25 protein-coding genes are annotated in these 23506 nt (G+C 62.7%); 12 read left to right on the top strand and 13 right to left on the bottom strand.

Going from position 1 to position 23506, the window contains the following annotated elements; all coding sequences use genetic code 11:
• Positions 1-16: 16 nt before the first annotated feature.
• Positions 17-1885: a Glu-tRNA(Gln) amidotransferase subunit GatE gene (gene gatE / locus LJF34_RS05845; protein ID WP_231183869.1), complete on the bottom strand. Its 1869-nt coding sequence runs from the start codon at positions 1883-1885 to the stop codon at positions 17-19.
• A 165-nt stretch (positions 1886-2050) separates the two neighbouring features.
• On the opposite strand from gatE, the gene LJF34_RS05840 reads away from it, so the two are divergent.
• Positions 2051-3232, top strand: coding sequence for a PAS domain-containing protein (locus tag LJF34_RS05840; protein ID WP_231183867.1), 1182 nt, complete (start codon positions 2051-2053; stop codon positions 3230-3232).
• 10 nt (positions 3233-3242) lie between these two features.
• Here LJF34_RS05840 and LJF34_RS05835 read toward each other — a convergent pair whose 3' ends face one another.
• Complete coding sequence (locus tag LJF34_RS05835; RefSeq protein ID WP_231183865.1) at positions 3243-4757, bottom strand: PH domain-containing protein; 1515 nt, start codon at positions 4755-4757, stop codon at positions 3243-3245.
• On the bottom strand, positions 4754-5215 hold the full coding sequence (locus LJF34_RS05830) for a PH domain-containing protein (RefSeq protein WP_231183863.1): 462 nt from the start codon (positions 5213-5215) through the stop codon (positions 4754-4756). The genes LJF34_RS05835 and LJF34_RS05830 overlap by 4 nt, the downstream gene beginning before the upstream one ends.
• A gap of 236 nt (positions 5216-5451) precedes the next feature.
• On the opposite strand from LJF34_RS05830, the gene LJF34_RS05825 reads away from it, so the two are divergent.
• Complete coding sequence (locus LJF34_RS05825; RefSeq protein ID WP_231183862.1) at positions 5452-6375, top strand: hypothetical protein; 924 nt, start codon at positions 5452-5454, stop codon at positions 6373-6375.
• A gap of 158 nt (positions 6376-6533) precedes the next feature.
• On the opposite strand, the gene LJF34_RS05820 is transcribed toward LJF34_RS05825, so the two are convergent.
• Positions 6534-7946, bottom strand: a complete 1413-nt coding sequence (locus tag LJF34_RS05820) for a class II fumarate hydratase (RefSeq protein WP_231183861.1) — start codon at positions 7944-7946, stop codon at positions 6534-6536.
• Positions 7947-8175: 229 nt separating this feature from the next.
• Here LJF34_RS05820 and LJF34_RS05815 point away from each other — a divergent pair, with 229 nt between their 5' ends.
• Genes LJF34_RS05815 through LJF34_RS05800 form a run of 4 tightly spaced genes read left to right on the top strand, consistent with a single transcriptional unit; the run spans position 8176 to position 12574 of the window.
• On the top strand, positions 8176-9441 hold the full coding sequence (locus LJF34_RS05815; protein ID WP_231183860.1) for an ABC transporter substrate-binding protein: 1266 nt from the start codon (positions 8176-8178) through the stop codon (positions 9439-9441).
• 19 nt (positions 9442-9460) lie between these two features.
• Positions 9461-10453: a sugar ABC transporter permease gene (locus LJF34_RS05810; RefSeq protein ID WP_231183859.1), complete on the top strand. Its 993-nt coding sequence runs from the start codon at positions 9461-9463 to the stop codon at positions 10451-10453.
• Complete coding sequence (locus LJF34_RS05805) at positions 10450-11376, top strand: carbohydrate ABC transporter permease (protein WP_231183858.1); 927 nt, start codon at positions 10450-10452, stop codon at positions 11374-11376. The genes LJF34_RS05810 and LJF34_RS05805 overlap by 4 nt, the downstream gene beginning before the upstream one ends.
• A 37-nt stretch (positions 11377-11413) precedes the next feature.
• Positions 11414-12574, top strand: coding sequence for an ABC transporter ATP-binding protein (locus LJF34_RS05800; protein WP_231183857.1), 1161 nt, complete (start codon positions 11414-11416; stop codon positions 12572-12574).
• Between the two features lie 41 nt (positions 12575-12615).
• Here LJF34_RS05800 and LJF34_RS05795 read toward each other — a convergent pair whose 3' ends face one another.
• The 5 genes from LJF34_RS05795 to LJF34_RS05775 form a co-directional block, all read right to left on the bottom strand.
• On the bottom strand, positions 12616-12864 hold the full coding sequence (locus tag LJF34_RS05795; RefSeq protein ID WP_231183856.1) for a BolA family protein: 249 nt from the start codon (positions 12862-12864) through the stop codon (positions 12616-12618).
• A 60-nt stretch (positions 12865-12924) separates the two neighbouring features.
• The gene (locus LJF34_RS05790; protein ID WP_231183855.1) at positions 12925-13218 is read right to left on the bottom strand and encodes a hypothetical protein; all 294 of its coding nucleotides are present in this window, start codon (positions 13216-13218) and stop codon (positions 12925-12927) included.
• 40 nt (positions 13219-13258) lie between these two features.
• Positions 13259-14239, bottom strand: a complete 981-nt coding sequence (gene fen, locus LJF34_RS05785; protein ID WP_231183854.1) for a flap endonuclease-1 — start codon at positions 14237-14239, stop codon at positions 13259-13261.
• A 107-nt stretch (positions 14240-14346) separates the two neighbouring features.
• Entirely contained in the window at positions 14347-15372 is a 1026-nt protein-coding gene (locus LJF34_RS05780) for a thioredoxin domain-containing protein (RefSeq protein ID WP_231183853.1), read from the bottom strand.
• A 112-nt stretch (positions 15373-15484) separates the two neighbouring features.
• Positions 15485-16030, bottom strand: a complete 546-nt coding sequence (locus tag LJF34_RS05775; RefSeq protein ID WP_231185041.1) for a GNAT family N-acetyltransferase — start codon at positions 16028-16030, stop codon at positions 15485-15487.
• A 100-nt stretch (positions 16031-16130) separates the two neighbouring features.
• Here LJF34_RS05775 and LJF34_RS05770 point away from each other — a divergent pair, with 100 nt between their 5' ends.
• The 3 genes from LJF34_RS05770 (at position 16131) to LJF34_RS05760 (ending at position 17654) form a co-directional block, all read left to right on the top strand.
• The gene (locus tag LJF34_RS05770; protein WP_231183852.1) at positions 16131-16721 is read left to right on the top strand and encodes a methyltransferase domain-containing protein; all 591 of its coding nucleotides are present in this window, start codon (positions 16131-16133) and stop codon (positions 16719-16721) included.
• 23 nt (positions 16722-16744) lie between these two features.
• On the top strand, positions 16745-17164 hold the full coding sequence (locus tag LJF34_RS05765; protein ID WP_231183851.1) for a DUF3054 domain-containing protein: 420 nt from the start codon (positions 16745-16747) through the stop codon (positions 17162-17164).
• An 88-nt stretch (positions 17165-17252) separates the two neighbouring features.
• Complete coding sequence (locus tag LJF34_RS05760; RefSeq protein ID WP_231183850.1) at positions 17253-17654, top strand: TIGR03618 family F420-dependent PPOX class oxidoreductase; 402 nt, start codon at positions 17253-17255, stop codon at positions 17652-17654.
• A 10-nt stretch (positions 17655-17664) separates the two neighbouring features.
• Here the strand turns inward: LJF34_RS05760 and LJF34_RS05755 are convergent, their stop codons facing one another.
• Entirely contained in the window at positions 17665-18306 is a 642-nt protein-coding gene (locus tag LJF34_RS05755; protein WP_231183849.1) for an SdpI family protein, read from the bottom strand.
• Between the two features lie 87 nt (positions 18307-18393).
• Between LJF34_RS05755 and LJF34_RS05750 the strand changes: the two genes are divergently transcribed.
• The 3 genes from LJF34_RS05750 to LJF34_RS05740 all read left to right on the top strand — a co-directional run bounded on the left by LJF34_RS05750 (position 18394) and on the right by LJF34_RS05740 (position 21325).
• Positions 18394-19653 carry an OFA family MFS transporter gene (locus LJF34_RS05750; RefSeq protein ID WP_231183848.1) on the top strand — a complete coding sequence of 420 codons (1260 nt, stop codon included), beginning with the start codon at positions 18394-18396 and terminating at the stop codon, positions 19651-19653.
• Positions 19654-19930: 277 nt separating this feature from the next.
• Positions 19931-20152 (top strand): hypothetical protein, encoded by a 222-nt coding sequence (locus LJF34_RS05745; RefSeq protein WP_231183847.1) that lies wholly within the window; start codon positions 19931-19933, stop codon positions 20150-20152.
• 174 nt (positions 20153-20326) lie between these two features.
• Positions 20327-21325, top strand: coding sequence for an ornithine cyclodeaminase family protein (locus LJF34_RS05740; protein WP_231183846.1), 999 nt, complete (start codon positions 20327-20329; stop codon positions 21323-21325).
• Positions 21326-21339: 14 nt separating this feature from the next.
• Here LJF34_RS05740 and LJF34_RS05735 read toward each other — a convergent pair whose 3' ends face one another.
• The 3 genes from LJF34_RS05735 to LJF34_RS05725 form a co-directional block, all read right to left on the bottom strand.
• The gene (locus LJF34_RS05735) at positions 21340-21708 is read right to left on the bottom strand and encodes a hypothetical protein (RefSeq protein ID WP_231183844.1); all 369 of its coding nucleotides are present in this window, start codon (positions 21706-21708) and stop codon (positions 21340-21342) included.
• 100 nt (positions 21709-21808) lie between these two features.
• Positions 21809-22069, bottom strand: a complete 261-nt coding sequence (locus LJF34_RS05730; protein WP_231183843.1) for a hypothetical protein — start codon at positions 22067-22069, stop codon at positions 21809-21811.
• A gap of 51 nt (positions 22070-22120) precedes the next feature.
• Complete coding sequence (locus LJF34_RS05725; RefSeq protein WP_231183842.1) at positions 22121-23437, bottom strand: ATP-grasp domain-containing protein; 1317 nt, start codon at positions 23435-23437, stop codon at positions 22121-22123.
• Positions 23438-23506 lie beyond the last annotated feature (69 nt).

The raw sequence follows: 23506 nt of genomic DNA, 5'->3' as shown, positions 1-23506 counted from the left end.
CCACCCGATTTCTTTTTCAGGCGCGCTTCTGGATTTCCTCGCGGAGCAGTTGACTCACGAGGTCGCCGTCAGCCTTCCCGCGGAGGCTTCCCATGCACTCGCCCATCAGGCCGGAGAAGGCACCCATGCCCTCCTCTTCGACCTGTTCGTCGTTTCGTTCGACGACTTCGACCACCGCTTCGCGGACCTCCTCGTCGTCCACACCGGAGAGTCCCGCCTCTTCGACGGCTTCCTCGGCGGACAGGTCGGGGTTCTCGGCCAGCAGCGTCATCACGTCGTTGACGCCCTCCTTCGCCAACTCGCCGTCGGTGACGAGCGCGATGACGCCGAGGAAGTGGTCGTCGTCGAGGTTCTCGACCGGCACGTCGTCGCGCCGGAGTTCCGTGACCGTGCTCTCGACCAGTCCGGCGACGAACGTCGGGTCGGCACCGGTTTCGACGGCGCGCTCGAACAGCGGCATCCGGCGACCGTAGGCGACCTGTTCGGCGAGTCCCGCCCCGAGCGAGAACTCGGACTGGTAGCGTTCGACCTTCTCGGTCAACAGTTCGGGCGTTTCGACCTCCGTCGGGTCCAAATCGACCGGCGGCACGTCGGTTTCGGGGTACATCCGCGCCGCGCCTGGGAGCGGACGGAGGTAGCCGGAGGTGCCGTCCTCGTTCGCGCCGCGGGTCTCCTCGGGGACCTCCTCGATGGCGACCGCCGCGCGTTTCGCGGCGGCCTCGATGGCACCGTCCGCGACCGCGGGACCGGCGGCAACGATGGCGACCGCGTCTTCGTCGCCCGCATCGACCGCGTCCCGAAGCGCATCGACTTCGTCCTCGGTGACGCCGTAGGCGGGCAGTTCGTCGGTGTGGAAGATGCCGCCAGCGCCGTGGCGCTTGGCGTGGTCCGAGAGTTCCGTCCCGAGGCGACGGTCGGGTTGAATCTCCCGCCCGACGAGGCCGTCGAAGCCGAACAGGGGGACGGCGGTGACTTTTCCGCCGTTGTCGAGCGCGCCGGAGATGACGCCGCTCTCGGTTCCCTCGAACACGTCCCTCACGTCCTGCACCTCGCCTACCTCGGCGTCGCGGGACCGGAGTTCGTCGCGGATGTCGAGGAGTTCGACCTGCCGACCGACCTCGAACCGAACGAGGTCGTCGATGTCGTCCAGGCTCTGGACGCCCTTCATCTCCACGCGTGCGCCGTCCGCGATGGAGACGTTCACGTCCTGTCGGATGGTGCCGAGGCCGCGCTTGACGTGACCCGTCGAGCGGAGGAGCATTCCGATGCGTTCGGCGGCCTCGCGGGCCTGCTCCGGCGAACTGATATCGGGACTAGTGCCGATTTCGACCAACGGGATGCCGAGTCGGTCGAGGCTGAAGGTGACGCCGTCCTCGCGCTCCTCGACGCGCTGGGCGCTCTCCTCTTCGAGCATCAGGTCCTCGACGCCGACCGGACCGTCGCTCGTTCGGATTTCCCCGCCGGTTGCGACGAGCGTGGAGCGCTGGAACCCCGACGTGTTCGACCCGTCCACGACGATTTTTCGCATGACGTTGGCTTGGTCCACGACGGTCATGTCGAGGAGCTGTGCGATTTCGAGGACGACCTGTTCGGCCTCCGCGTCCAGTCGATGTGGCGGTTCGTCGTCGGCCTCCACGAGACAGGTGGTGTCGTAGGCGAGATACTCGAACTCGCGGTCGATTTGGCTCTCTTCGAGCGCGGCGTCGTCTATTTCGCCGAGTTCGCTTCGCGTCGGATGGAGATAGCGGGTGAACGTTCGGGACGACTCATCGGGGTCGCGCAGTTCGGTCGGACAGCCACAGAACAACTTCTCCTCGGTGTCGAGTTGCTGGTGTATCTCCAGCCCCGCCACGAGACCGAGGTCCTCGTAGTCGTACTCACTCATTGACGGACATGGGAGGTGGAGGGGTAAAAAACCGACCAGTTCGGGCGAGTTTGTCCCCCGAGGAATGGGGCCGCCGTTCGGGTTCACCGACGGGTTTTGCGGCCGTGAACTCCGTCACGGTCGCCGGTCCATAGATATAAAAATGATAGCGACAGTATCGACTGTATGTACGATTTCCTCGCGTCGAGGAATCCCGGCGAGGACGCGCCGATTCGTATTCTCCACGTCGATGACGACCCGGCACGGGTGCGCCTCTCCGACCCGTTGCTGTCCGAACACATCCCCGATATCGTCGTTCACACCGAAACGGCACCTACCAAGGCCATCGAACGGCTCGATGCCGTCTCGGTCGATTGTATCGTCAGCGACTTCGACATGGGTTCGATGGACGGCCTCGAATTCCTCGAAGCGGTTCGGGACCGCGAACCGGAGTTACCGTTCATCCTCTTCACCGGAAAGGGAAGCGAGGAGATAGCGAGCGAGGCCATCTCCGCGGGCGTGACCGAATATCTCCAGAAAGGCGGCCCCGACAGGTACGCCGTGCTGGCGAACCGCATCGAGAACGTCGTCGAGCGCTATCGCGCCGAGCGGGCGACGGATGCGTATCGGCGGCACATGAGCGCCGTCTACGACCGGGTGACGGACGCGTTCTTCGCGTTGGACACCGACTGGCGGTTCACGTTCCTCAACGCTCGCGGGGAGGAACTCCTCGACCGTCCGGAACCGGATCTCCTCGGAAACGTCGTTTGGGAGGCGTTTCCCGAATCGGTCGGTTCGACGTTCGAAGCGGAGTATCGGGGAGCGATGGAACGACAGGAGCCGACGACGTTCGAAGCCTACTTCGAACCGCTCGAAACGCTGTTCGAAGTACACGCCTATCCCTCGACCGAAGGACTATCGGTGTACTTCCGCGACGTCACCGACGAAAACAGGCTTCGGGAAGAACACCGCCGCGAGCGGGAACTGCTCGAACGCGTGTTCGAGACGAGTCCCGTCGGCATCCTCATCCTCGACACCGACGGGAACATCGAACGGGTCAACGAGCGGATGGTCGAAATGTTGGGACTTCCGGAGGAAGAGATCACGGGACGAAGCTACGATTCCCGCGAATGGACGGTGACGGACGAAAACGGTACTCCTCTTGGAGAGAACGGACACCCGCTGAGGGCCGTTTTCGAGGACGGAACGACCGTTCGAGGTGTCCGAATGCGGTACCGAACACCGACGGGTGAGTGGCGTCGTCTCTCGGTCAACGGAGCCCCCGTCAACGCCGAGGACGGCACCGGAGAACGTATCGTCTTCATCGTCGAGGATCTGACGGACTCGGGGGCCGACGTCGAGCGATAGCGGATCGCAGTCAATCGTTCTCGGAACGCGAGTCCACGCCGTCCGCCACTGTTTCCGATCGACGTCGGTCCGTTCCTCTCCGTCGCTCGCTTCGTCTGCGTTTGACCTGCCTGCCCAGCCGACGGGCGACCAGTTCCCGGAGTTCGTCGGCGTCGTCCCCGTCCACGTCCGCGGCGTGGCCGTCCGTGCCTCGAAGTCCCGTGGAACTCGCGGTATCGACGATGACCGTCGCCAACGACCACCGACGCTGGTAGAGCGTCTCCCGCTGTATGACCGTCTGAACTCGGTAATAGGGGACGATTCGCGTCGTCCGTCGCCAAAATCCGTTTCGCGTCGTGACGTGGTCGTCGCCGACGTGGTAGCCGCGGTGTTTCCACCGAAAGTGTCCGGCCACGGGCGCGAGGAGCAAGAGCGCGAGCGGCGCGTACCAAAAATCGACGAATCCCGTGAACCGGTCCACGCCGTAGATGATGCCCGTGAGAACCACGGCCACGAGAGCGTAGCGGACGACGTAGCGGCGTCGCGCTCGACGGGGCGGACGCTCGAACGTCGGGTCGTCGAACGGTTCGAGCGAGTGGGCGAGCGAGCGAACGCGGCTTCGAACGGCGAGTGGAACCGCCGCCTCGGACCCGCCCGACGGTCCCTGCCCGGGCGCGTAGCCCGCCGTCTCGACGGAGAGCGAGGCGTACCCCGCGAGTCGCATGACGGGGTTTTCCCGCACCGTGAGCGTCTGTATCTTGTCGAGCGGGATGCTCCCGTCGTAGCGCTGGAGCAGGCCTCGTTCGTAGCGGAGTTCGTCGCCGACGCGCATCAGCCGAAATCCGTAGTGGCGCGCGAAGGTTATCATCGCGCTGCTCACCCAGAGGACGAGTGCGGAAAACAGGACGCGCGAGAATCCGATGAAGAACGACACGCTTGCGAGGTCCGTCGTGCCCATGACGAAGGGAACGACGAGGAACACCAACCCGATGGCACGCGGTTCGACCGAAACGGCCGAAAGCAACAGCAGTTCCTCCGAACCGATCTCGTACAACACTTCCTCGTCGGGCGTTTCGGATTCCGCTTCCGTTCCCGTCGATGCCGGCGCACCGTTCTTCCGGCGTTGAATCTCCCGCTGGAGTCGTCGCGCCTCCTCGTAGGCGACGTATTCGAGATTCGCTTCGGTTTCGCCGCCTCCCGCCGTCTCCAGTCCGAGGGAGGCGATACCGGCGACGCGTTGGACGACGTTTCGATGGATGTCCACGTTCTGAATCCGCCGGAGCGGAATCTCCCGCCGTCGTCGCGAGATGACGCCCGACTCGATGTCGAGCGACGAGTCGGCGAGTTCGTACTCGAACCGTCGGTGGTAGGCGAACTCCCACCCAATCACGGCGAGCAGGACGAGGAGGAGGAACCCCGCGAAGATTTCGAGCGTCAACCACTCTATCCCGCCGACGGCCGCGAACCCGGCGAACAGGACGGCGGAAACGACGCGGCCCCCCCGAACCACCATTCGATACGGAAGCGAGAGCGGATGTAACTTCATACCGCGTCCTCGTACTCGCTTTCGACCGCGAGGTTCCGAAGACGACCCTGTAGTTCGCTTGCCCGTTCCGGCGTGAGTCCGGGAATCGTCACGTCCGCCCCGCGTGACCCGGCAGTGTAGATGACGACGCTTCCGAGGCCGAGGAGTCGCTCCACGGGGCCGCGTTGGGTATCGACGTGCTGCACCCGAACGAAGGGGACGACGGTCGTGACGCGGGTGAAGACGCCGCGTTCGAGGTAGAGGTCGTCGTCCCGGATTTCGAACCGCCACGCTCGGAATTTGAACGCGATGTACGCGATACCGAGGAGTACGGCGATGGCGACGGCGGCGACGACGAAGGTGAGCGCGAACTCGACGAGAAATCGACGAACCCCAGCGAGTGCGCCGCCGACGAGCGTCGCGACGACGAGGACGCTCACGAACCAGACGAGGCGAATTCGGGGGTTGAGTGTCTCCATACATACACGACGGGGAGGACGTGGTATAAAAGTAGGCGTGGGGTACCGGTCGGTTTGCCGGCGAACGCACGCCCCGGTCGGGTTCGATCCCCGTCAGAGAATGACTACCCTACTGTGTCCGAATATCACCCTTACCGGGGGAGTACGGCCGTCCTACCGTTTCGTTCGGCTGGCGCTGATTTCAGTCAGTCGGCGTGGAACAAAGGTCCCGGGAAATCGTACCTTTCGTGGACAGCATGACCGAGAACTCGCCCACTATCAACCGTCGCCGGTTCGTTCAGGCGACCGTCGCCTCGACTACCATACTCGGAGGCATCTCGTCGGTAGGTGCACAATCCGGGAGCAACGCCCAGTTCTCCATCGAACAGGACGGAAAATGCATCCCCATCGAACCGCTCTCGATGTCGGGATTGCCGGTCGAGGAGTTCTACGACTATCGAACGCCCGATACGGACCCATCGTCGTTCAAGTACGCCTCCTTCGGAACGGAGAACCTCCAGCGAAAGGATACCAGCATCATGTTCCTTTACAAGGGTCCGAAGGGACTCAGCCTCGTCATCATCCACGACAAGTTAGATGCGGGGAAAGGAGGCGCGGCGACATTCCGGATGACTAATCTTCCCGTCAAAGGGAAGTTCGTCGTCAAAGACGACTCGTACGACGCCTCCACGAACCGCGACACGTTCGACTACTCGAAACACCGCAACTGGAACGGCAAGGAAACCGCGAGCGCGAACATCAGTTGGACGTGGCAGGAGGGCCGCTCCGACGGGGCCGTCTATCGCGGACTGGGGAACGACTTCAAGTTCACCATCCACCCGCAGTTCAACAGACAGGCCGTGTTGGCGGGTGAAGGTGGCGTGTACGACGGCAAAATCAAGAAATGGGAGGTGTTGTCGGGGGACGTAAACAACCCGACGCGCACGAAACTGAACATGAACAAGGGGGTCACTATCTCTTCGAAAGGGTGTCAACCGAAGACGACGACCCAGACCTCCCAGCAGACGACGGAGGGGAAGGGGCAAACGACCACTTCGATGAAGGAGACGACGACTACGTCCGCGCCCTCCAACGGGAGCCAAGGCTTCTTCGGAAAGCTCTGGAGCGGGTTCATCTCCCTCATCGAAGGCGTCGTGTCCTTTTTCACCAGCCTGTTCTAGCCCGGTCCGACGTTTTTCGGACCGACTCCGACCGACCGTTTATTACGCGAATACGCCGACAGCGCCGTCGCTCGTATCGTTGGAACCTCGCCGATGCCGACGGTTACGCCGCGCAAGCCCGTAGAACGGCGTTCACGGGGAGATAAAAGGCCGAAAGATTACTCGCCCTGTCCGAGGATGCCGCGGTGCGTCATCGCTTCGGGGTCGATGATTTCGTTCGCTTCCTCCTCGCCGAGGTAGCCCTTCTCGATGACGACCTGTCGAACGGTCTTCCCTTCCTTGAGCGCCTCCTTCGCGGCTTTCGACGCCTTGTCGTAGCCGATGTGCGGGTTGAGCGCCGTGGCGAGCGCCATGCTCTGTTCGACCTGTTCCTCGCAGTGTTCCGCGTTCACGTCGAGTTTCCGCACGAACTTGTCCGCGAACGTCTCGCTGACGTTCGAGAGGAGTTCCGCCGATTCGAGGAAGTTGTGCGCGAGGACGGGCTTGTACAGGTTGAGGTCGATCTGACCTTCCGCCGCACCGTACTCGACGGTGGTATCGTTGCCGACGACCTGCTTGTGGACCTGATTGACGGCCTCGGCGACGACGGGGTTGATCTTGCCGGGCATGATGGAACTGCCGGGCTGGTTTTCGGGTTGGTCGATTTCGCCGAGTCCGTTACGCGGCCCCGACGCCAGCAGGCGAAGGTCGTTCGCGATCTTGTTGAGCGACCCAGCGACGGTGCGGAGCGCGCCGTGTGCTTCCGCCATCGCGTCGTGGGCGGCCTGCGCCTCGAAGTGGTTGTCCGCCTCGCGGAACGCGATGCCCGTCTCCTCGCTGATGTAGTCGGCGGCGAGCGCGGGGAAGTCGGGGTGGGTGTTCAGTCCCGTCCCGACCGCCGTGCCGCCCAGCGCGAGTTCGCTCAGGTGTGCTCGCACGTCGTCGACGCGCGCGAGACCTTTCTCGATTTGCGCGCGGTAGCCGCCGAACTCCTGTCCGACGCGAACGGGGGTGGCGTCTTGCAGGTGCGTGCGGCCCGTCTTCACCACGCCGTCGTACTCCGCTTCTTTCTCCGCGAGCGCCTCGCGGAGGGTGTCGAGTGCGGGAAGCACGTCCTTCTCGAGGGCTTCGAGCGCGGAGACGTGCATCGCGGTCGGAATCACGTCGTTGCTCGACTGGCCGAAGTTGACGTGGTCGTTCGGGTGGATGACGCGGTCCCCGATCTCTTCCCCGTAGATTTCGGCGGCGCGGTTGGCGATGACCTCGTTCGCGTTCATGTTCGAGGAGGTGCCGGATCCCGTTTGGAAGATGTCCACCGGGAACTGGTCGTCGTGTTCGCCCGCGATGACCTCGTCCGCGGCCTCGACGATGGCCGCTGCCTCGTCCTCCTCTATCATCCCGAGTTCCTCGTTCGCCTGCGCGGCGGCCTTCTTCACGATTCCGAGCGCGCGGATGAACCGCCGCCCGAACGTGATTCCCGAGATGGGGAAGTTCTCGACCGCGCGCTGGGTCTGTGCGCCCCAGTAGGCGTCGGCAGGTACTTGCATCTCCCCGAGGCTGTCCTCCTCGATTCGATAATCCTCGTCGCTCATGCGTGTGGAGGGTGGATGTGGGCGGGCGTAAAACCCATCGAAACGGGGCTGATCTCGCCTCGTTTCATCGAAGAGGGATTAATGCGGAAAAGTAAGATATGAAATATTCACTCGGTAATGAAGTAATAGAAAAATGGTTAAGTACCCCGTGACAAATGGTAATCGTAGGCGTGGATGATAGTTAAGTATGAAAGGCAATGAATCAGATACTTTGTCACGGCGTAGTTATATGAAAACGACCGGTCTCATCGGTGCGGCGGGTATGGCTGGATTCGCAGGCTGTCTCGGCGGTGGAAGCGGTGGAGACGGTGATGAATCGACCGACGAACCGCTCGAAGTGATGCACGGATGGACGGGCGGTGACGGGAAAAAGGCGGTCAACAACCTCACAAGTACCTTCAAAGACAGTCATTCTGACATGGAGACGAACTTCCGTCCCATCGGGGGCGGTGGTAACGAGAACCTCGACGCCGTCGTCGCCAAACGTCTCCGGAACGACAACCCGCCGAGTGCGTTCGCCAACTGGCCGGGCAAGAACCTCATCAAGTACGAGGGTGCCCTCGGCAACATCGAGAAGGACGTGTGGGAGGAAGCCGACCTGAAATCGTCACACGTCAAGGAAGCCGTGGACAAATGTAAATATAACGATAAGATGAGCGCGGTTCCCATCGGTTCCCACCGCCTCAACTGTCTCTTCTACAACGTCAACGTCGTCGAGAAGGCAGGCGTCGACCCGAAATCGCTCGACAGCCCGAAAGCGCTCGTCGACGCGATGGACAAGGTCAAACAGAAGACCGACGCCGCACCGATGGCGCTCGGCGGAAAGAACACGTGGCCGACGCTTCAGCTCTGGGCCGTGAACATGCTCGGACAGAGCGGCTACTCGAAGTACATGGATTACGTCAACGGAAAGGGTCCCAAATCCGCCGTCAAAAGCTCCTTCGAAACGACGAAGGAGATGATAACGGGGTACACCAACGAGGATGCCTCCACCATCGGCTTCACCGAGGCGAACCAGAAGATCATGAGCGGTGACGCTGCGTTCATCCACCAAGGTAACTGGGTCGCCGGCGCGTACAAGTCCGAGGACCTGAAGTACAACGAGGACTGGGGATTCGTCCCGTACCCGGGCACGAAAGGGATGTACACGCTGCACATCGACGCGTTCCTCTACCCGAGCAACAATCCGTCCCCGAAGAAGTCCAAGGAGTGGATGCGCTTCGTCGGCGGCAAGGATGCGCAAGTCGCGTACAACAAGTGGAAAGGGTCCATCCCGACCCGGAAGGACGTCAGTACCGACGAGTTCGGACCGTATCTCACGGAGACCATCGAGGACTTCAAGAACGCGAAACACCGGCCACCCACCATTGCACACGGTCTCGCCGTCGAACCGGAGACGCTCACTAGCCTCAAGGAGGTCATCTCCAGCAACTTCTCCGGGCCGTACAACGTCGACGCCGCGACGAACGCAATGATCGACAAGGTTCAGGGCTAATCAGCCGACCACTCTTTCCATGCGTAACACAATACGACGCGTCAAACGACGGGTAACTGGTGATACCGGGACCGTCCGAACCGACGGTGGTACCGCAACCGCGACCGAGTCGAGTTCGCGGTCGGGTCTCCGTGCGTACCTCGGCGAGGATTTCGTCGGGTCGCTTCCGTTCTGGCTCCCGCCGTTCCTGCTGATGGGATTTTTCGTGTACGGCGCTATCGGTTGGAACTTCATCATTTCCCTCACCGACTACCAGGGGTTCGGTTCGGTCGACTACGGCAATCTCGACTTCGAGATGTACACGCAGGCGTTCAACGACCCCGGATTCATTTCCGCGACGGTACACACGTTCGTGTTGCTACTCGCGTTCACCGGGGCCTGTCTCGTCGTCGGTCTCGTGATGGCAATTCTGGTGGATCGGAAGATTCGATTCGAGAACACGTTCCGAACCATCTACCTGTTGCCGTTCAGCCTCTCGTTCGTCGTGACCGCGCAGTTCTGGCTGTGGATGTACAACTACCAGAACGGCATCGTCAACATCGTCCTCCGAACGTTCGGCCTCGGGCAGTACCAGTGGATCGGCGACCCGCAACTCGTTCTCGGGGCCGTCGTCTTTGCGCTGGTCTGGCAGTTCAGCGGCTACGCCATGGTGGTGTACTTGGCGGCGCTCCGCGCGATTCCGACCGAGCACTACGAGGCCGCCAAAGTCGACGGCGCGAGTACGTTGCGGATGTACTGGCGGGTCATCATCCCGCAGTTGAAGAACGCGGTCATCAGCGCTGCCGTCGTCCTGATGGTGTTCGCGCTGAAGGCCTTCGACTTCCTCTACTCGCTCGTCGGCGGCTTTCTGCCCCCGAACGGGTCGGACATTCTGGCGACGAAGATGGTCCGGGAAGCGTTCCGAAACCAACACTGGGCGTACGGGTCCGCCATCGCCATCATGTTGTTCCTGTTGGCGCTCGGCATCATCGGTCCGTACCTCATCAACCAATACAGACACGGTAACCTATGAGCAATCAATCACACACAACCGAATCGCGCCGGGGAGATATCGCGGCGTGGCTGTTCGATCTGGACGTGCGGCGAGTTCTGCTGTACGGCGTCCTCGTCTCTCTGGTAGCGTTCTTCCTCGTCCCGATAGAGACGGGACTCGTCACCTCGTTGAAGACGAACTCGGCCGTCTCTCGGACGGTCCCGTTCCTCCCGCCCGGACCGGACGGATTCACCACCAAGTACTGGTCGGTCGCTATCTCGGCGCTGGGTCGCGGTCTCGTGAACAGCTTCCTGTTCGCCGTTCCGGCGACCGTTCTCTCGGCGCTGCTCGGAAGCCTGGCGGCGTACGGGATGACACAGATAAACTGGAAGGGGCAGGCGGGAATTCTCGCGCTGTTCATCGCGGGAATCTTCATCCCCTATCAGGCGGTGCTCGTTCCGCTCTCGGAGTTCTGGAACTACATCCCCGTCGAGGAGATGCTCGCGCCGATGTGGTCCCTTCCCTTCCTCACGTCCGAACACTCGGCGCTCGTCAAACTGATCGTCACGCACGTGGCCTACGGCATCCCCATCTGTACGCTGCTGTTCCGCGGCTACTATCAGGGAATGTCCACCGAGATGATAGAGTCCGCCCGACTCGACGGCGCGAGTTTCGGACGCATCTATCTGCGAATCGTGTTGCCGCTCTCGACGCCGATGTTCGCGGTGACGCTCATCTACCAGTTCACGCAGATATGGAACGACCTGCTGTTCGCGCTCATCCTCGTGTCGAGTTCGAGCAGTTCCGCGGCACCGGTCGTCCTCATCCTCTCGGGTCTCGGGGAGTCGCTGTCCGGGACGGTATTCCCGCTTCGAATGGCCGGTGCGCTCATCGCCGCGATTCCGACGCTGCTCGTCTACATCGCGTTCGGCGAGGAGTTCGCCAAGGGGGTCGCAACGTAATGACGATCGATACGCAAACGAACACGATGGAGGAAATATGTCAAAGTTAACGCTCGATGGATTGACGAAGGTGTTTGGACAGTCCGGCGGGGACGACGTCGTCGCGGTCGACGACCTCTCGATAGACGTCGACGACGGGAAGTTTCTCGTCCTCGTCGGCCCGTCCGGCTGCGGAAAATCGACGACGCTCCGCATGATCGCCGGATTGGAGAGTATTACGGACGGTCGCCTCTCGATCGGCGAGACGACGGTGAACGACGTTCCGCCGCAGGAGCGCAACATCGCGATGGTGTTCCAGTCCTACGCGCTCTATCCGCACATGACGGTTCGGGAGAACATGAGTTTCGGGCTGGAAGAATCGACGAACATGCCCGATAGCGAGATCGAACGAACGGTCGACGACGCCGCCGAGATGTTGGGAATCTCGGACCTGCTGGACCGCAAGCCCGGCGAACTCTCGGGCGGGCAGCAACAGCGCGTCGCGCTCGGCCGGGCCATCGTCCGCGACCCCGAGGTGTTCCTGATGGACGAACCGCTGTCGAACCTCGACGCGAAGCTTCGGTCGCAGATGCGCACCGAACTCCAGCGGTTGCAGGAGGACCTCGGCGTGACGACGGTGTACGTCACCCACGACCAGACGGAGGCGATGACGATGGGCGACCGAATCGCCATCCTGAACGACGGGAAACTCCAACAGGTCGCAACGCCCATCGAGGCGTACCACCAACCGGCGAACCGGTTCGTCGCCGGGTTCATCGGCGAACCGTCGATGAACTTCTTCGAAACGACTCGGAACGGGGACGTACTCGTCGCCGAGCGATTCGAGTATCCACTGTCATCCGAGACGGCGGACGAACTCGGCGACGCGGAGCACGTCACGTTCGGCGTCCGCCCCGAGGACGTCGAACTCGTCGCCAGCGGGAGCGGTGACCACGAGTTCCAAACGATCGTGGACGTGGTCGAACCGATGGGCAACGAAAACAACGTCTACCTCCAGTTCGTGGGCGAGGGCGAAGCGAAATTGATGGAGGAGCGAGAGCCGTTCGTCGCCACGCTGAGCGGCATGCGAACCATCGAAGCGGGAGACGAAGTCGTCGCTCGGATTCCCGAGGACGCGATTCACCTCTTCGACTCCGACACGGGAATCGCACTTCGGAATCGACGTCTCGACCGCGAAGCGGCGCTTCCGAGCCGCTGAACTGGCTCGCCGGTTCCGGACCCGTATTCGCTCGGGCTACTTTATCGCGCGTCGTACTCTTCCGGCGTGTAGGTCTTCAGTTCGAGCGCGTGGATGTCCGTCGTCATGTGATCGCCGAGCGTGTCGTACACCATCTGGTGCTGTTCGACCAGCGTCTTGTCGTCGAACGCGGGCGAGACGACGGTCGCGGCGAGGTGGTCTTCGTCGTGAACGCCGCGCGGGTGGCTCACGGTCACGTCGGCGTCGTCCAATCCGGATTCGATGAGTTCGGCGACTTCGTTCGCGTTCATGGGAACCCGTTTCCCGTGCGCGACCAAAAGGAGACGGGTTCGGGTACGACCCGGTCGGCGTCAGGAGCGGACGATTTCGTCCAGTCGGCCGACCGTCTCGGCGTCCGGTTCGGTGTCGCCGTCGCCCGACAGGTCGATGCGTTCGACCGGCGGCCGCCGGTATTCGGTGTAGACGTTCCACACCGTTTCGTCGTCCTCCTCGACCGTGAACTCCTGAACGTCGTTTTCCGGTCGCCACACGCGAGTTATTTTCCCTTCGACGGTTCCGCCGCTCCCCGATTTTTCCGGGGACCAGTCGAACGTGACTACCATCCCTTCCGCTATCTCGTTCGGTTCGAGCGTCCTGTCGGCCATCATCGACCGTACCTTCTCGAACTCCCTGAACGTACCGGCCCTACGTCCACTGGTCGAGGCCGGTCTGGGTGATGCTCTCCTCGATTCGTTCGAATCCGCGTTCTATCTCCTCCTCGTGGACCTTCCACTCCTCGGTGACGTACTCGCGCGCCGCGTCGATGTCCGGGTCCATCTCCGGGTCGAACTCGTACTCGTCGGTCACGTCGGGGTCGAGGAACATGCCCCGGATGATGTCCACGTTCTCGATGTAGGCGTCCCGCTCTTCGAGGACGCCGAAGAGGTCCCCGTGTTCCTTGACGCCTTTGAGCGCCGTCTTCGGGCCGACGCCCGAGACACCCTCGTTGAAGTCGGTGCCACAGAGGATGGCGATATCGACCAACTGTTCCCACGTAACGTCGTGTTCTTTCAGCGTCGCGTCGAAGTCCATCAGTTCGGGGTCCCCCTTGCTGGTCAGTTGGCGAAGCGTGAGCGGTGCGCCCAACAGGAGCGCGTCGTAATCCTCTGTCCCGGCGTAATCGACGGTTCCCGTCCGGGCCATGTGTGCCGCCTGAGCCTCACCCTCCGCCGGTGCCTCGATGACCGGGACGTCCAACAGGTCGAGGAGTTCCCGCGTCGTCTCCTGAATGACCGGCGTGAGTCGCTGGGTGTGTGCGTCGAGGCGTGCGACTTCGATGGCGTCGCCCTCCTCGCGAGCCTCCTCCAAGCGCTCCTCCAGTTTCTCGCGCTGTTCGCGCCGGTCCTCGATTTCGTCGCTCTTGAGGTCGGCGACGTGTCCGTCGAAGACGAACACCGGGGTCAATTCGTGTTCGAAGAACTTCGGCAGGCCTTGGACGACGCCGACCAAGTTGGCGACTTCGGTGCCGTCATCGGTGGTGTACACCTCGTCGCGCGTCCATTTGACCGTCGTCGTGAGATACCGATAGAGCCAGTTGTGCGCGTCGATGGCGACGAGCGACCCCTCGATGTCGTCGAAACTGATCTCTTCGAGGGACGCCAGCTGTCGAAGTGCGGAGTTTCCCATTTGCCGATGCTACGGGAGGAGAGGGTTTAAGCCTCCGTCTTCGATGCCGCGGGCGGGGACAAAACCGGACGAAAATCGAGAACCTGTGGAGCGGTATCGGTTTTGGACTAGTCGCTAGAGTCCGTCGTCGTGGTAGTCGTTTCGTCGCTCGTGGTCGTCGTCGAGGTGGTTCCGTCGGTCGTCGTACCGGTCGTCGTATCGGAACCGCCGTCGTCGCTCGTCGTGGTGGAGGTGGTTCCGTCCTCGTCCGTCGTGGTGTCGGACTCGTCGTCCGTCGTCTCCGTGGTCGTGGTCGTTTCGGAGTCCGAATCCGACCCCTTTCCGAGCGCGTCGTCGAGTTGTGCTCTCGTCTTCTTCGGTTTGACGGTCGGTGCCGTCACCGTGTCGCCGACGACGATGCGCGGGACGTTCGAAATCCCGAGTTTGTTGACCTGGTCCATCGTCTTCTCGATTTGGGACTGATAGTCCCCCGCCTCGATTTGCGAGGCGATCTCGGAGAGGTTGCTGACCTCCGCTTTCTTTGCGATACGAGCGAGCGTCTCCATCGACGCCCACCCCGACGAACTGTCCTGGTTTTTGAACATGGTGCCGAAGAACGTCCAGTAGGCCTTCGGGTCCTCGTTCCAGATGGCCAGTCCGGTGCGCGCTGCGCGCGGTTCGTCCGGGCCGTGGAACCCCTCGCCGTCTTCGTACGCGACGGCGTGGAACTCGATGGCGACGTCGCCGGGTTCGACGTACTCCTCGATGATGGTCGGCAGGAAGTTCATGACGAAATCGTGCGTGTACGGGCATTTCCATGCGCCGTAAAACTCCGCCGTCACCGATGCGTCGTCCGCCCCCATCGTCGCGTACGCGTGTTCGCTCGGCTCGCTCGGAAGCGGAACGGACCGATACGCCTCGGGCGACGGTTCGATTTTCTCCGGAAGGGTCTTCTCCGAGTCCGTCCCGTTTTCGCCCTCGTCCTCGGTCGAAGTCGACGGCGCAAACCGATCCGTGGTCGTTTCCGCTTCATCGCCGCTTCGTTCACTCGTCGAACCGGAGCCGTCGTCCATCGAAAACGCCGAACAACCGGCGACCCCGACCGACAGCCCCGCCCCGATGACGCCGAGTATTCGTCTTCTATCGTCTCTCATTGCGATACGAGAAGGGATACACTATCTTCGTTAATTGGTCGTTAACGACTGAATGAATACGGCAAGGGGCGTGAGAACTGTGGCCGACCGAATCAGGCACGGTCTACCCATTTCATCCCCGCGGGGGACGCTCGTTTTCCTTCGTCGCCAGAAACGCTTCCTCCCCCGGCGACAGGTCACGCTCCCGGTAGTGATTCAACCCGTCTTGATAGCGCTCTTCGTCCGGTTTCGGATGTTTCAGGACGAGCTCGGCCAGTCCGGTCTCCTCGCCCGTGAAGCCGAACCCCGCACGATAGAGCGCCTGATACGCGTAGGGGTTGTTTACCGCAATCTTCACCCGAGAGAATCCTCGGTCGTGAACGCGCTCCGTCGTGAACCGAGCGAGTTCGGAGCCGATTCCCTCGCCGCGTCGGTCGGCGTGGACCGTCACGTAGCGAATCCACACCGTCCCGTCGTCGGTGCGGTCCACGTTGAACGCGGTGGCCGCGACGACCGATTCGTCGCCGAAGTCGACGGACGGGCGTTCCTCGGGCCGAGACGCGCGGGCGACGGCCTTTCCCGTGTTCGACATCACGAACTTGCCCGCGTAGCTGAACCGTTCGTAATCGAGGCGCAGTTTCGGCCCGTCGTCCGGCCACCCCAGCACCGCGTACTCCATGCCCCGTGGTTTCGACGCGACATATATCCATCCATCGGGCCGGTCGGGGCGAACGGTCGGTTCCCGCCGGATTTTATGCGGTAGCGCGCGTTCGTCCGGTATGGCCTCCGCAGACGGCGACATCGAGCACTTCGACCGCATCGCACGGTTTTACGACTACTTCTCGCCGGATTCCGACTACGACGTCCTCCGCGAGGGACTCGTGCAAGCCGAACGCCCGATAGCGCGAGTCGCCGATATCGCGGGCGGCACCGGCCGTGCGGTTCGAGCGTTCGACGTGGACGAGGGGTTCGTAGTCGATGCCTCCGCGGGCATGCTCGCACAGGCCCGTGCGCGGGGTCTGACCTGTGTGCGCGGTGACGCGACGAGACTTCCGTTGGCGAGCGAATCCGTCGATGCGGCGGTTATCTCGGATGCCCTGCATCACATCGCCGACCCGGGTGCGACGCTCGCGGAAGTCGAGCGAGTCCTTCGTCCGGGCGGCGTGGTCGTCGTCCGCGAATTCAACCCGGAAACGGTTCGCGGGTGGTTCGTCGTCCGCGGCGAACACCTGATGGGCATGGATTCGACGTTCTTCACGCCCGAAGCGCTAGTGCGAAAGTTGGACGCGGCGGGCCTCGTCCCGCGCGTTCGGAACCGCGGATTCGATTACACCGTGGCCGGCGTGAAGCGCACATCGGGAACGCCATAACCCCGGCGGTCCAATTCGGGGGCATGAGCAGTGCCTTCGGCACCCGACGGTTCGACCGCTCGTCAACCACGGCAGGACTGGTCATCGGCGACGTGATCGTGTTGGTGGTCCTCCTCGGAATCGGAGCGATGCGACACAACGAGAACATCCTCGCGAGTCCCGCCCACTTCGCCGGGACCGTCGCGCCGTTCCTCATCGGGTGGATAATCGCGTCACTCGTCGTCGGACTGTACAGTTCGCGCGCCCGCCAATCGGTCCGCAGTTCGGTGCTGTTCGCGGACGGGACGTGGGTTATCGCCGCGCTCATCGGAGCTGGCCTCCGCGCGACGTCGTTCTTCCACGGCGATTCGCCGCTCACCTTCGTCCTCGTCGTGCTCGGATTCGGATTGGTGTTTATGACCGTCTGGCGACTCGTGGCGGGCGTCGCATCCGACGCGCTGTAACTCGGACTTCCCTGTTCTACGAGTCGTACTCACCTCTCCTCTCCCCGTGGCCCGTAGCGTGAAGTGCTTCCCGACTGTGGGTTCCGTGATGTCATCCATCCCAGCGGCGTTTCACGAGTTGTTCGAGAAACCGGTGTTCGCGTACTTCGCCACGCTCACGCCGGAGGGACTGCCGCACGTCACTCCGGTGTGGGTCGATTACGACGCCGACGAGGACAGGGTGTTGGTCAACACCGAGCGCGGCCGGCGGAAGGAGAAAAACGTACGGGAGAACCCGAAGGTCGGAATGGGGATGACGGACCCCGACGACCGCTATCGTGCGCTCTCCGTTCTCGGCGAGGTTGACGAGATAACCGAGGACGGTGCCCGCGAACACATCGACGAACTCTCGCGACGATACACCGGCGAGGAGTATCAACCCGAGATTCAAACGGCGCGAGTCCTCCTCAAAATCCGCCCCGACGAGGTCATCGCCCACGGCGGCGACTGAGGAGTCGCGTTCAGGCGGTGACGCGCCGATACTCGACGTAGGAGTACAGCGTGAGGTAGACGGAGACGAGGAGAACCGGCCCGACCATCAGGTAGATGGCGTAACGCGGGACGAAGACGGCGAGGACGGCGATGACGCCCGCCAGTTTGAACAGCGGCCCCGCTCGCCTGTGTGTTCGCTTCCACACGTCGTCGTTCGAGAGCGTCCACGGGGTTTTGACGCCGATGAACCAGTTGCGCTGGACGTGGCTCATCAGCGCGCCGACGAAGTAAAACAGCACGCCGATGGCCGGCGAGAGGACCATCGTGAAGTCGAACCGGTAGCCGAGGTTCCACAGGATGACCAGCAGGTGGACGTACAGCATGAAGGCCGTGAACAGGACGATGAACAGGTCGTAGTACTCACGGAACGCCGCGATGTTCTCCCGGAGCGGGTCGATTCGCGGAATCGCGGCGAGCAGGACGAGGAGTCCGGCGGTCAGCGTCGGGAGGAACAACAGGCCCCACAGTTTCGGCATCGTCCCGTCGGCGACGCCGTTCGCGTTCCAGTGGGTCGCCATCTGTCCGGGCATCCGAGGGTAGTAGTACGCGCTGAGGACGAACGAAACGAGGACGAGCGCGCATGCAACGAAATACGATTTTCTCGCCTCCATAGCCGATAATTGTTCGTATTCCATTATAAACCTACGCGGGTTTCCTCAAACGCAATCCTGATTGACCTCCGGTCGGTCCGTTTCGCCATGAGTACTACCGATATCGATTATTCTGCACGTGCGAAAGACGTGCTCGGCTTCTCCAGATGGTGGCAGGTCGCCGCCGCCGTCGTGATGATGGGGCTCGTCAGCCCCTACCAGTACGTCTGGTCGTCTATCCGCTCGCCCATGGCGGACAATCTCGCCATCGAACCGGCGGCGCTCGGCGCGGTGTTCACCCTCTTCGTCATCTTTCAGGCGGGGTCGCAGTTTCCGGTCGGGTGGTGGCGCGACAGACACGGCCCGCGCGCGCTGACGTTGCTCGCCGGAATCCTCGCCGGCGGCGGATATATCGGCCTGTCGCGTGCGACGAGTGTCTGGCAGTTGTACGTCCTCTATTCGTTGGGTGCCATCGGCGTCGGCATCGTCTACACCGTCGCGGTGAACACGGCGCTCAAGTGGTTTCCGGACCGGCGCGGTCTGACGACCGGACTCGGCACGATGGCCTTCGCGGGCGGGAGCGCGTTGGTCGTTCCGTACGTCCGGGCGAACGCGACGGCGTCGAGTTACTCCGGCGTCCTCCGGAACATGGGTCTGCTCATCGGTATCGGAATTCTCGTCGGCGCGGTGGTGCTTCGGGACCCGCCGAAGGGATGGCTCCAAGCCACCGCCGACGGTGGCGACGAGGATTCGGGATCGGACGTGGCCGCGGGGAAGCAGTACACGTGGCGCGAGATGGCAGGGACGTGGCAGTTCTGGGTGATGTACGTCATGTTCGTCTGCGCTAGCGGGGCGGGGTTGATGTTGACCGCGAAGGTGGTCTCCTTCGCCGAAAATCTCGAACTGGCGGCGATAATCGCGACGGTCTCCGCGACGGTGTTGCCGGTCGCGGGCGGCGTCGGCCGTCTGGTCGTCGGGGACGCCTCGGACCGCCTCGACCGCGAGAAGGCGATGGCGGCGTCCTTTTTCCTCTGTGGGGTCGGCCTGTTCGCGGTCGTCTGGTTCGCACGCGCAGGGTCGAACATCGGATTCATCTTCGCCGTCATCGTCGCCACGTTCTTCTGGAGTCCGCAGTACACGCTGTTTCCGAGCGTCGTGGGCGACTACTACGGCCGGGAACACTCCTCGGCGAACTACGCGCTCCTCTACTCGGGGAAGATGTGGGGCGGGCTGTTCGGCGGGGCGGTGGCGGGCTTTCTCGTCACGGCGACGAGTTGGACGGTCGCCTTCCTCGTCGGCGGCGTTCTCGCCATCGTGGCGGCGATCGGTGCGCTGTTCCTCCGCCCACCCTCGGACGCGAACGTCTGATTATTCGGGGTAATTTCACCCCGGAATATTATGTCAACCGGTATCACGGTTGCCGTTGACACGATTCGCTTCGAGCGAAGGATTACTACTGGACATTACTCCTCCCGTCTATCATGGCGTATTCGTGCGTTTCAGGCCCTGTATTTCGAATAGATTCTCATAAGTTATGGGTATTTAATCCGTAGATTCCTGAGAGCATTTTCAAGTCATACAGGAAACAGCTGCTTTTCCTATGGGGAACAGTTATATACCTACCCCGCATATTATAGAATACATTATGACTGGATACTACGACCTCATTCTTGGACTGATTCCGCTCGCACTCGTCGGCGTCACCGGAGCGTTCAGCGTTGCCGGACTCGCACTGACCACCGCAGTTCCGCTCGGAGCGATCGTTTCGGTCCTCCTCATCGGACACGCGCTGTTCGTGAACGGACCCGTCGACGAAGCGCCCGCACCGAACCCACAGTCGTCCACGCCAGTCAACTCCGCTGACTAATTCGGCTTCCACTCTTCTCCTCTCCTTTCCACTCCTCTCCCTTCGTTCCGTTTTTGACCCTTCGACACTTTTCCTCTACCGTCGGGTCCGTTTTCCCGCGTCCCGTCATCCGTCTCCCACTTTCCTCCGCTCCGTCCCTCAACGGTTTTGTCGCTGGCATCCGTTGTGTGAGTCATGACCGAGACGCTGGTTTTGACGAGCGACGACGTTGCAGGATTGGCCGAGATGGACGAATTCGTCGATGCCGTCCGTGACGGCTATCGCCAGCGAGGACTGGGCGCGCCCGCGAAACCCCGAACGACGCTGGTGAACGACGACCCGGCGGGGATGCTGACCGGCTACTCCGCGATTCTCCCGGAAACCGGCGCGATGGGGGGTTACATGTACTCCGCGGGCTTCGGCGCGGGCGACGCGTGGTTCATGACGCCGCTGTTCGACGCCGAGAGCGGGCGACCGCTCGCGCTCATCGACGGGGCGAGCATGAATCCCTTCAAGACGGGCGCGGCGGGGGCCGTCGGCCTCGACGCCCTCGCCCGCGAGGACGCGACGTCCCTCGCCATCATCGGCAGCGGCGCACAGGCACGCGGGCAACTCAAGGCCGCCGTGACCGTCCGCGACATCGAAACCGTCTCCGTCTTCTCGCCGACGAAGGAAAGCCGCGAGTCGTTCGCCGCCGAGATGAACGAGGCGCTCTCGGCGTCCGTCGCCGCCGTCGCCAGCAGCGCCGCGGCCGTCGAGGATTCGGACATCGTCATCACCGCGACGACGGCCAGCGAACCGGTGTTCGACGGGGACATCCTCGAAGACGGAACGCACGTCACCGCGATGGGCCAATATCACCCGAAAAAGCGCGAACTCGACGCGAAGACGGTCGAACGCGCCACGTACGTTCCCGACCTTCGCGAGCGAGCGACGCGGGACGCGGGGTCGTTTCTCGCCGCGATGGAAGACGGCGCGGTGGACGAAGATCACATCCACGCCGAACTCGGCGAGGTGGTCGCGGGCGAGAAACCGGGACGGGAATCCGAAGACGAGATCACCGTCTTCGACAGCGGTGGAACCGGCATCGAAACCGTCGCGGCGGCGTACATGCTCTACGAGAAGGCACGCGATGAGGGACTCGGCTCGACGATTTCGCTCTCACCGGCGAGCGAAGCGCTGACCGGAGAGTAGCGGTGCAGTTCCGTTCACGACCGCGAGCCGACCCACGCGCCGAGCGCGAGGCCGTACATCGCGTGCCCGGCGTGAAATATCGTGGATTCGTCCTCTTCGAGCGAGACGCCCACCAACCGGCCGAGCATGACTCGCTCGCCGAACACCGAGAGCAGGAGTCCGTAGCCGAGACCGGCGATGAGGCCCTCCGTCTCGGTGTCGAGTGCCGAGTTGGACCCTTCACCGAACGGAACCGAGAAGAGGCATCCGGCGAAACCGCCGTACAGCAGGTGGAGCGCTATCGCACCGATCGTGTGGTCGTTCGGTTCGCCGCCGAGATATTTCGCGAGGAACTTCCCCGTCGGCGGATACGACAGGGAGATCGATTCCCGAAACGCCGTCATGACGACGGTGCTGAAAAGTCCGCCTATAAATCCGTTTTTCACGCTCGAAAGCATACGACAAACCCACGAGGGCCGTGTCGATAGGTGTGGTGGCAGGGGGTTAGACCGACCACCCGAACTGCTCTTTCGCCTTCTCGACGGCGCTCTCGACCTTCTTTTCGAGTTCGTCGATGGAGCGTTCGACGTAGTGGACCCGCTCGCGCGGAACCCGTCGAACGATGTCGTCGCCCTCGTCGTTTACGCCGACTTTGAGGAGCCAATGGTCGTCGAAGTAGACGATGTCGTCGTTCTCGACTTCTCGTTCGATTACCTCTCCATCCGGGTCGTCGTAAACGATGGTCGCGGTACCGGTGTCTGGCATCGTTCGTGAGTGAGGCGAGTAAACGGAAACCTCCTTCGGCCGGAAACGAACTCACTCCTCCTTCGCGCGGCGACGGATATCGACGCGATAGTCGGCGAGCACGTCACGCCCGAGAATGATGTGATGGCGCATGTGACTTCGGTCCTCGACGCTGGCGGTGACCCGATGCCAGTTCCTTCCGATTCCGATGTCGACGTCGACCAACGGCCGCGTTCGGCGCGTCTTCGCGCTCCCGAACTTCACGGCGGCGCTGCTCCTGATGGGACCCGCGCCGACCCGCGACGCGAGGTCGATGCCGATGCTGGTTCGGGTCGCGCCGGTGTCCGCCTTGGCGATGGTCGACTCCGCGTCGCGGGTTCCGTTGACCGTCACCCACTCCGTGTAGCCGACCGTCCGCCGTGCGTCGGCCGCGTTCGAATCGTCGGGCTTACAACCGGGAATCGAGTCGTCCAGCGTCCGCGAAACCTCGTCGACCCGCTCGGACGAAACGTCACCCCCGGCCCGTTCGATCGCGTAGCGGGCGATGAACGGGGCCGCGCTTTTCCCGGTCGCACGGAAGAGTCCGGTAAACCCCGCGGTCGGGTTGACTTCGAGGACGTACCAGTCCCCGTTCCACTCCATCACGTCCACGCCGGCGACGTCGAGTCCGAGGACGCGCGTCGCGTCCCGAGCGATGGACCGAACTTCCTCCGGGAGGTCGTCCGTCACGTCCTCTGGCGTCCCGCCCCGTGCGACGTTCGTTCGCCAGTCGTCGTTCGGGGCCGACCGACGCATCGCGCCCGCGATCTCGTCGCCGATGACGTACACCCGAACGTCGGACTGTCTCCCGTCCTGGTCGAGAAACCGCTGGAGGAACGTGTGTCTGTTGCCGACGACGGGCGTCGGGTGCTTGCTCTTCTCCATCTTCCACGCGGTTTCGCCGTGCGTGCCGATTCCGGCCTTCTGGAGCATCGGGCCACCGATATAGCGGCGACCCTCGGCGAACGTGGCGGCGGACAGGCCGAGGTACGAATCCGGCGTTTTGACGCCGTGGTTCGACAGTCTGACCGCGGTCGCGTACTTGTGAATCGCGGTCAGCACGGCGTCCGGCGGGTTGACAGTCGGGCGAAGTCCGGCGACCGTGTTGGCGATTTCGAGGTGTTCGAGCGGATGCTCCGCGGTCGTCAACAGCAGTCGATTGACGACGATATCCACGTCCGGGTCGAGTCGTGGCTCGTCGCCGATTACCTGAATCCGGGTGTTTCGCTTTCGAAGCCAGACGGGCGTGTGGCCGAGGTCCTCCACCGCGTTCAAAATCGCCTTCGTCTCCTTGCTGTTGTGAAAGCTCAGGACGCCGACCCGAACCGTGGTGTCGAGCGTGCGTGTCATGGGCGACCTAGGAACGGTATGAGCCTGTCCGTTTCGTCGCTCGGAAACTATGAGATGTCCGAGAACGGT

The sequence above is a fragment of the Haladaptatus sp. DYF46 genome (genome assembly GCF_021083305.1).
GTDB lineage: Archaea > Halobacteriota > Halobacteria > Halobacteriales > Haladaptataceae > Haladaptatus.
Note: the sequence above shows the minus strand (reverse complement) of the source record. Positions and strands in the feature narration are given on the sequence as shown.

Bases quoted from the DNA above. Each gene is read 5' to 3' on its own strand.
- gatE (WP_231183869.1), bottom strand. From the start codon at position 1,885: ATGAGTGAGTACGACTACGAGGACCTCGGTCTCGTGGCGGGGCTGGAG.
- LJF34_RS05840 (WP_231183867.1), top strand. From the start codon at position 2,051: ATGTACGATTTCCTCGCGTCGAGGAATCCCGGCGAGGACGCGCCGATT.
- LJF34_RS05835 (WP_231183865.1), bottom strand. From the start codon at position 4,757: ATGAAGTTACATCCGCTCTCGCTTCCGTATCGAATGGTGGTTCGGGGG.
- LJF34_RS05830 (WP_231183863.1), bottom strand. From the start codon at position 5,215: ATGGAGACACTCAACCCCCGAATTCGCCTCGTCTGGTTCGTGAGCGTC.
- LJF34_RS05825 (WP_231183862.1), top strand. From the start codon at position 5,452: ATGACCGAGAACTCGCCCACTATCAACCGTCGCCGGTTCGTTCAGGCG.
- LJF34_RS05820 (WP_231183861.1), bottom strand. From the start codon at position 7,946: ATGAGCGACGAGGATTATCGAATCGAGGAGGACAGCCTCGGGGAGATG.
- LJF34_RS05815 (WP_231183860.1), top strand. From the start codon at position 8,176: ATGAAAACGACCGGTCTCATCGGTGCGGCGGGTATGGCTGGATTCGCA.
- LJF34_RS05810 (WP_231183859.1), top strand. From the start codon at position 9,461: ATGCGTAACACAATACGACGCGTCAAACGACGGGTAACTGGTGATACC.
- LJF34_RS05805 (WP_231183858.1), top strand. From the start codon at position 10,450: ATGAGCAATCAATCACACACAACCGAATCGCGCCGGGGAGATATCGCG.
- LJF34_RS05800 (WP_231183857.1), top strand. From the start codon at position 11,414: ATGTCAAAGTTAACGCTCGATGGATTGACGAAGGTGTTTGGACAGTCC.
- LJF34_RS05795 (WP_231183856.1), bottom strand. From the start codon at position 12,864: ATGAACGCGAACGAAGTCGCCGAACTCATCGAATCCGGATTGGACGAC.
- LJF34_RS05790 (WP_231183855.1), bottom strand. From the start codon at position 13,218: ATGGCCGACAGGACGCTCGAACCGAACGAGATAGCGGAAGGGATGGTA.
- fen (WP_231183854.1), bottom strand. From the start codon at position 14,239: ATGGGAAACTCCGCACTTCGACAGCTGGCGTCCCTCGAAGAGATCAGT.
- LJF34_RS05780 (WP_231183853.1), bottom strand. From the start codon at position 15,372: ATGAGAGACGATAGAAGACGAATACTCGGCGTCATCGGGGCGGGGCTG.
- LJF34_RS05775 (WP_231185041.1), bottom strand. From the start codon at position 16,030: ATGGAGTACGCGGTGCTGGGGTGGCCGGACGACGGGCCGAAACTGCGC.
- LJF34_RS05770 (WP_231183852.1), top strand. From the start codon at position 16,131: ATGGCCTCCGCAGACGGCGACATCGAGCACTTCGACCGCATCGCACGG.
- LJF34_RS05765 (WP_231183851.1), top strand. From the start codon at position 16,745: ATGAGCAGTGCCTTCGGCACCCGACGGTTCGACCGCTCGTCAACCACG.
- LJF34_RS05760 (WP_231183850.1), top strand. From the start codon at position 17,253: ATGTCATCCATCCCAGCGGCGTTTCACGAGTTGTTCGAGAAACCGGTG.
- LJF34_RS05755 (WP_231183849.1), bottom strand. From the start codon at position 18,306: ATGGAGGCGAGAAAATCGTATTTCGTTGCATGCGCGCTCGTCCTCGTT.
- LJF34_RS05750 (WP_231183848.1), top strand. From the start codon at position 18,394: ATGAGTACTACCGATATCGATTATTCTGCACGTGCGAAAGACGTGCTC.
- LJF34_RS05745 (WP_231183847.1), top strand. From the start codon at position 19,931: ATGACTGGATACTACGACCTCATTCTTGGACTGATTCCGCTCGCACTC.
- LJF34_RS05740 (WP_231183846.1), top strand. From the start codon at position 20,327: ATGACCGAGACGCTGGTTTTGACGAGCGACGACGTTGCAGGATTGGCC.
- LJF34_RS05735 (WP_231183844.1), bottom strand. From the start codon at position 21,708: ATGACGGCGTTTCGGGAATCGATCTCCCTGTCGTATCCGCCGACGGGG.
- LJF34_RS05730 (WP_231183843.1), bottom strand. From the start codon at position 22,069: ATGCCAGACACCGGTACCGCGACCATCGTTTACGACGACCCGGATGGA.
- LJF34_RS05725 (WP_231183842.1), bottom strand. From the start codon at position 23,437: ATGACACGCACGCTCGACACCACGGTTCGGGTCGGCGTCCTGAGCTTT.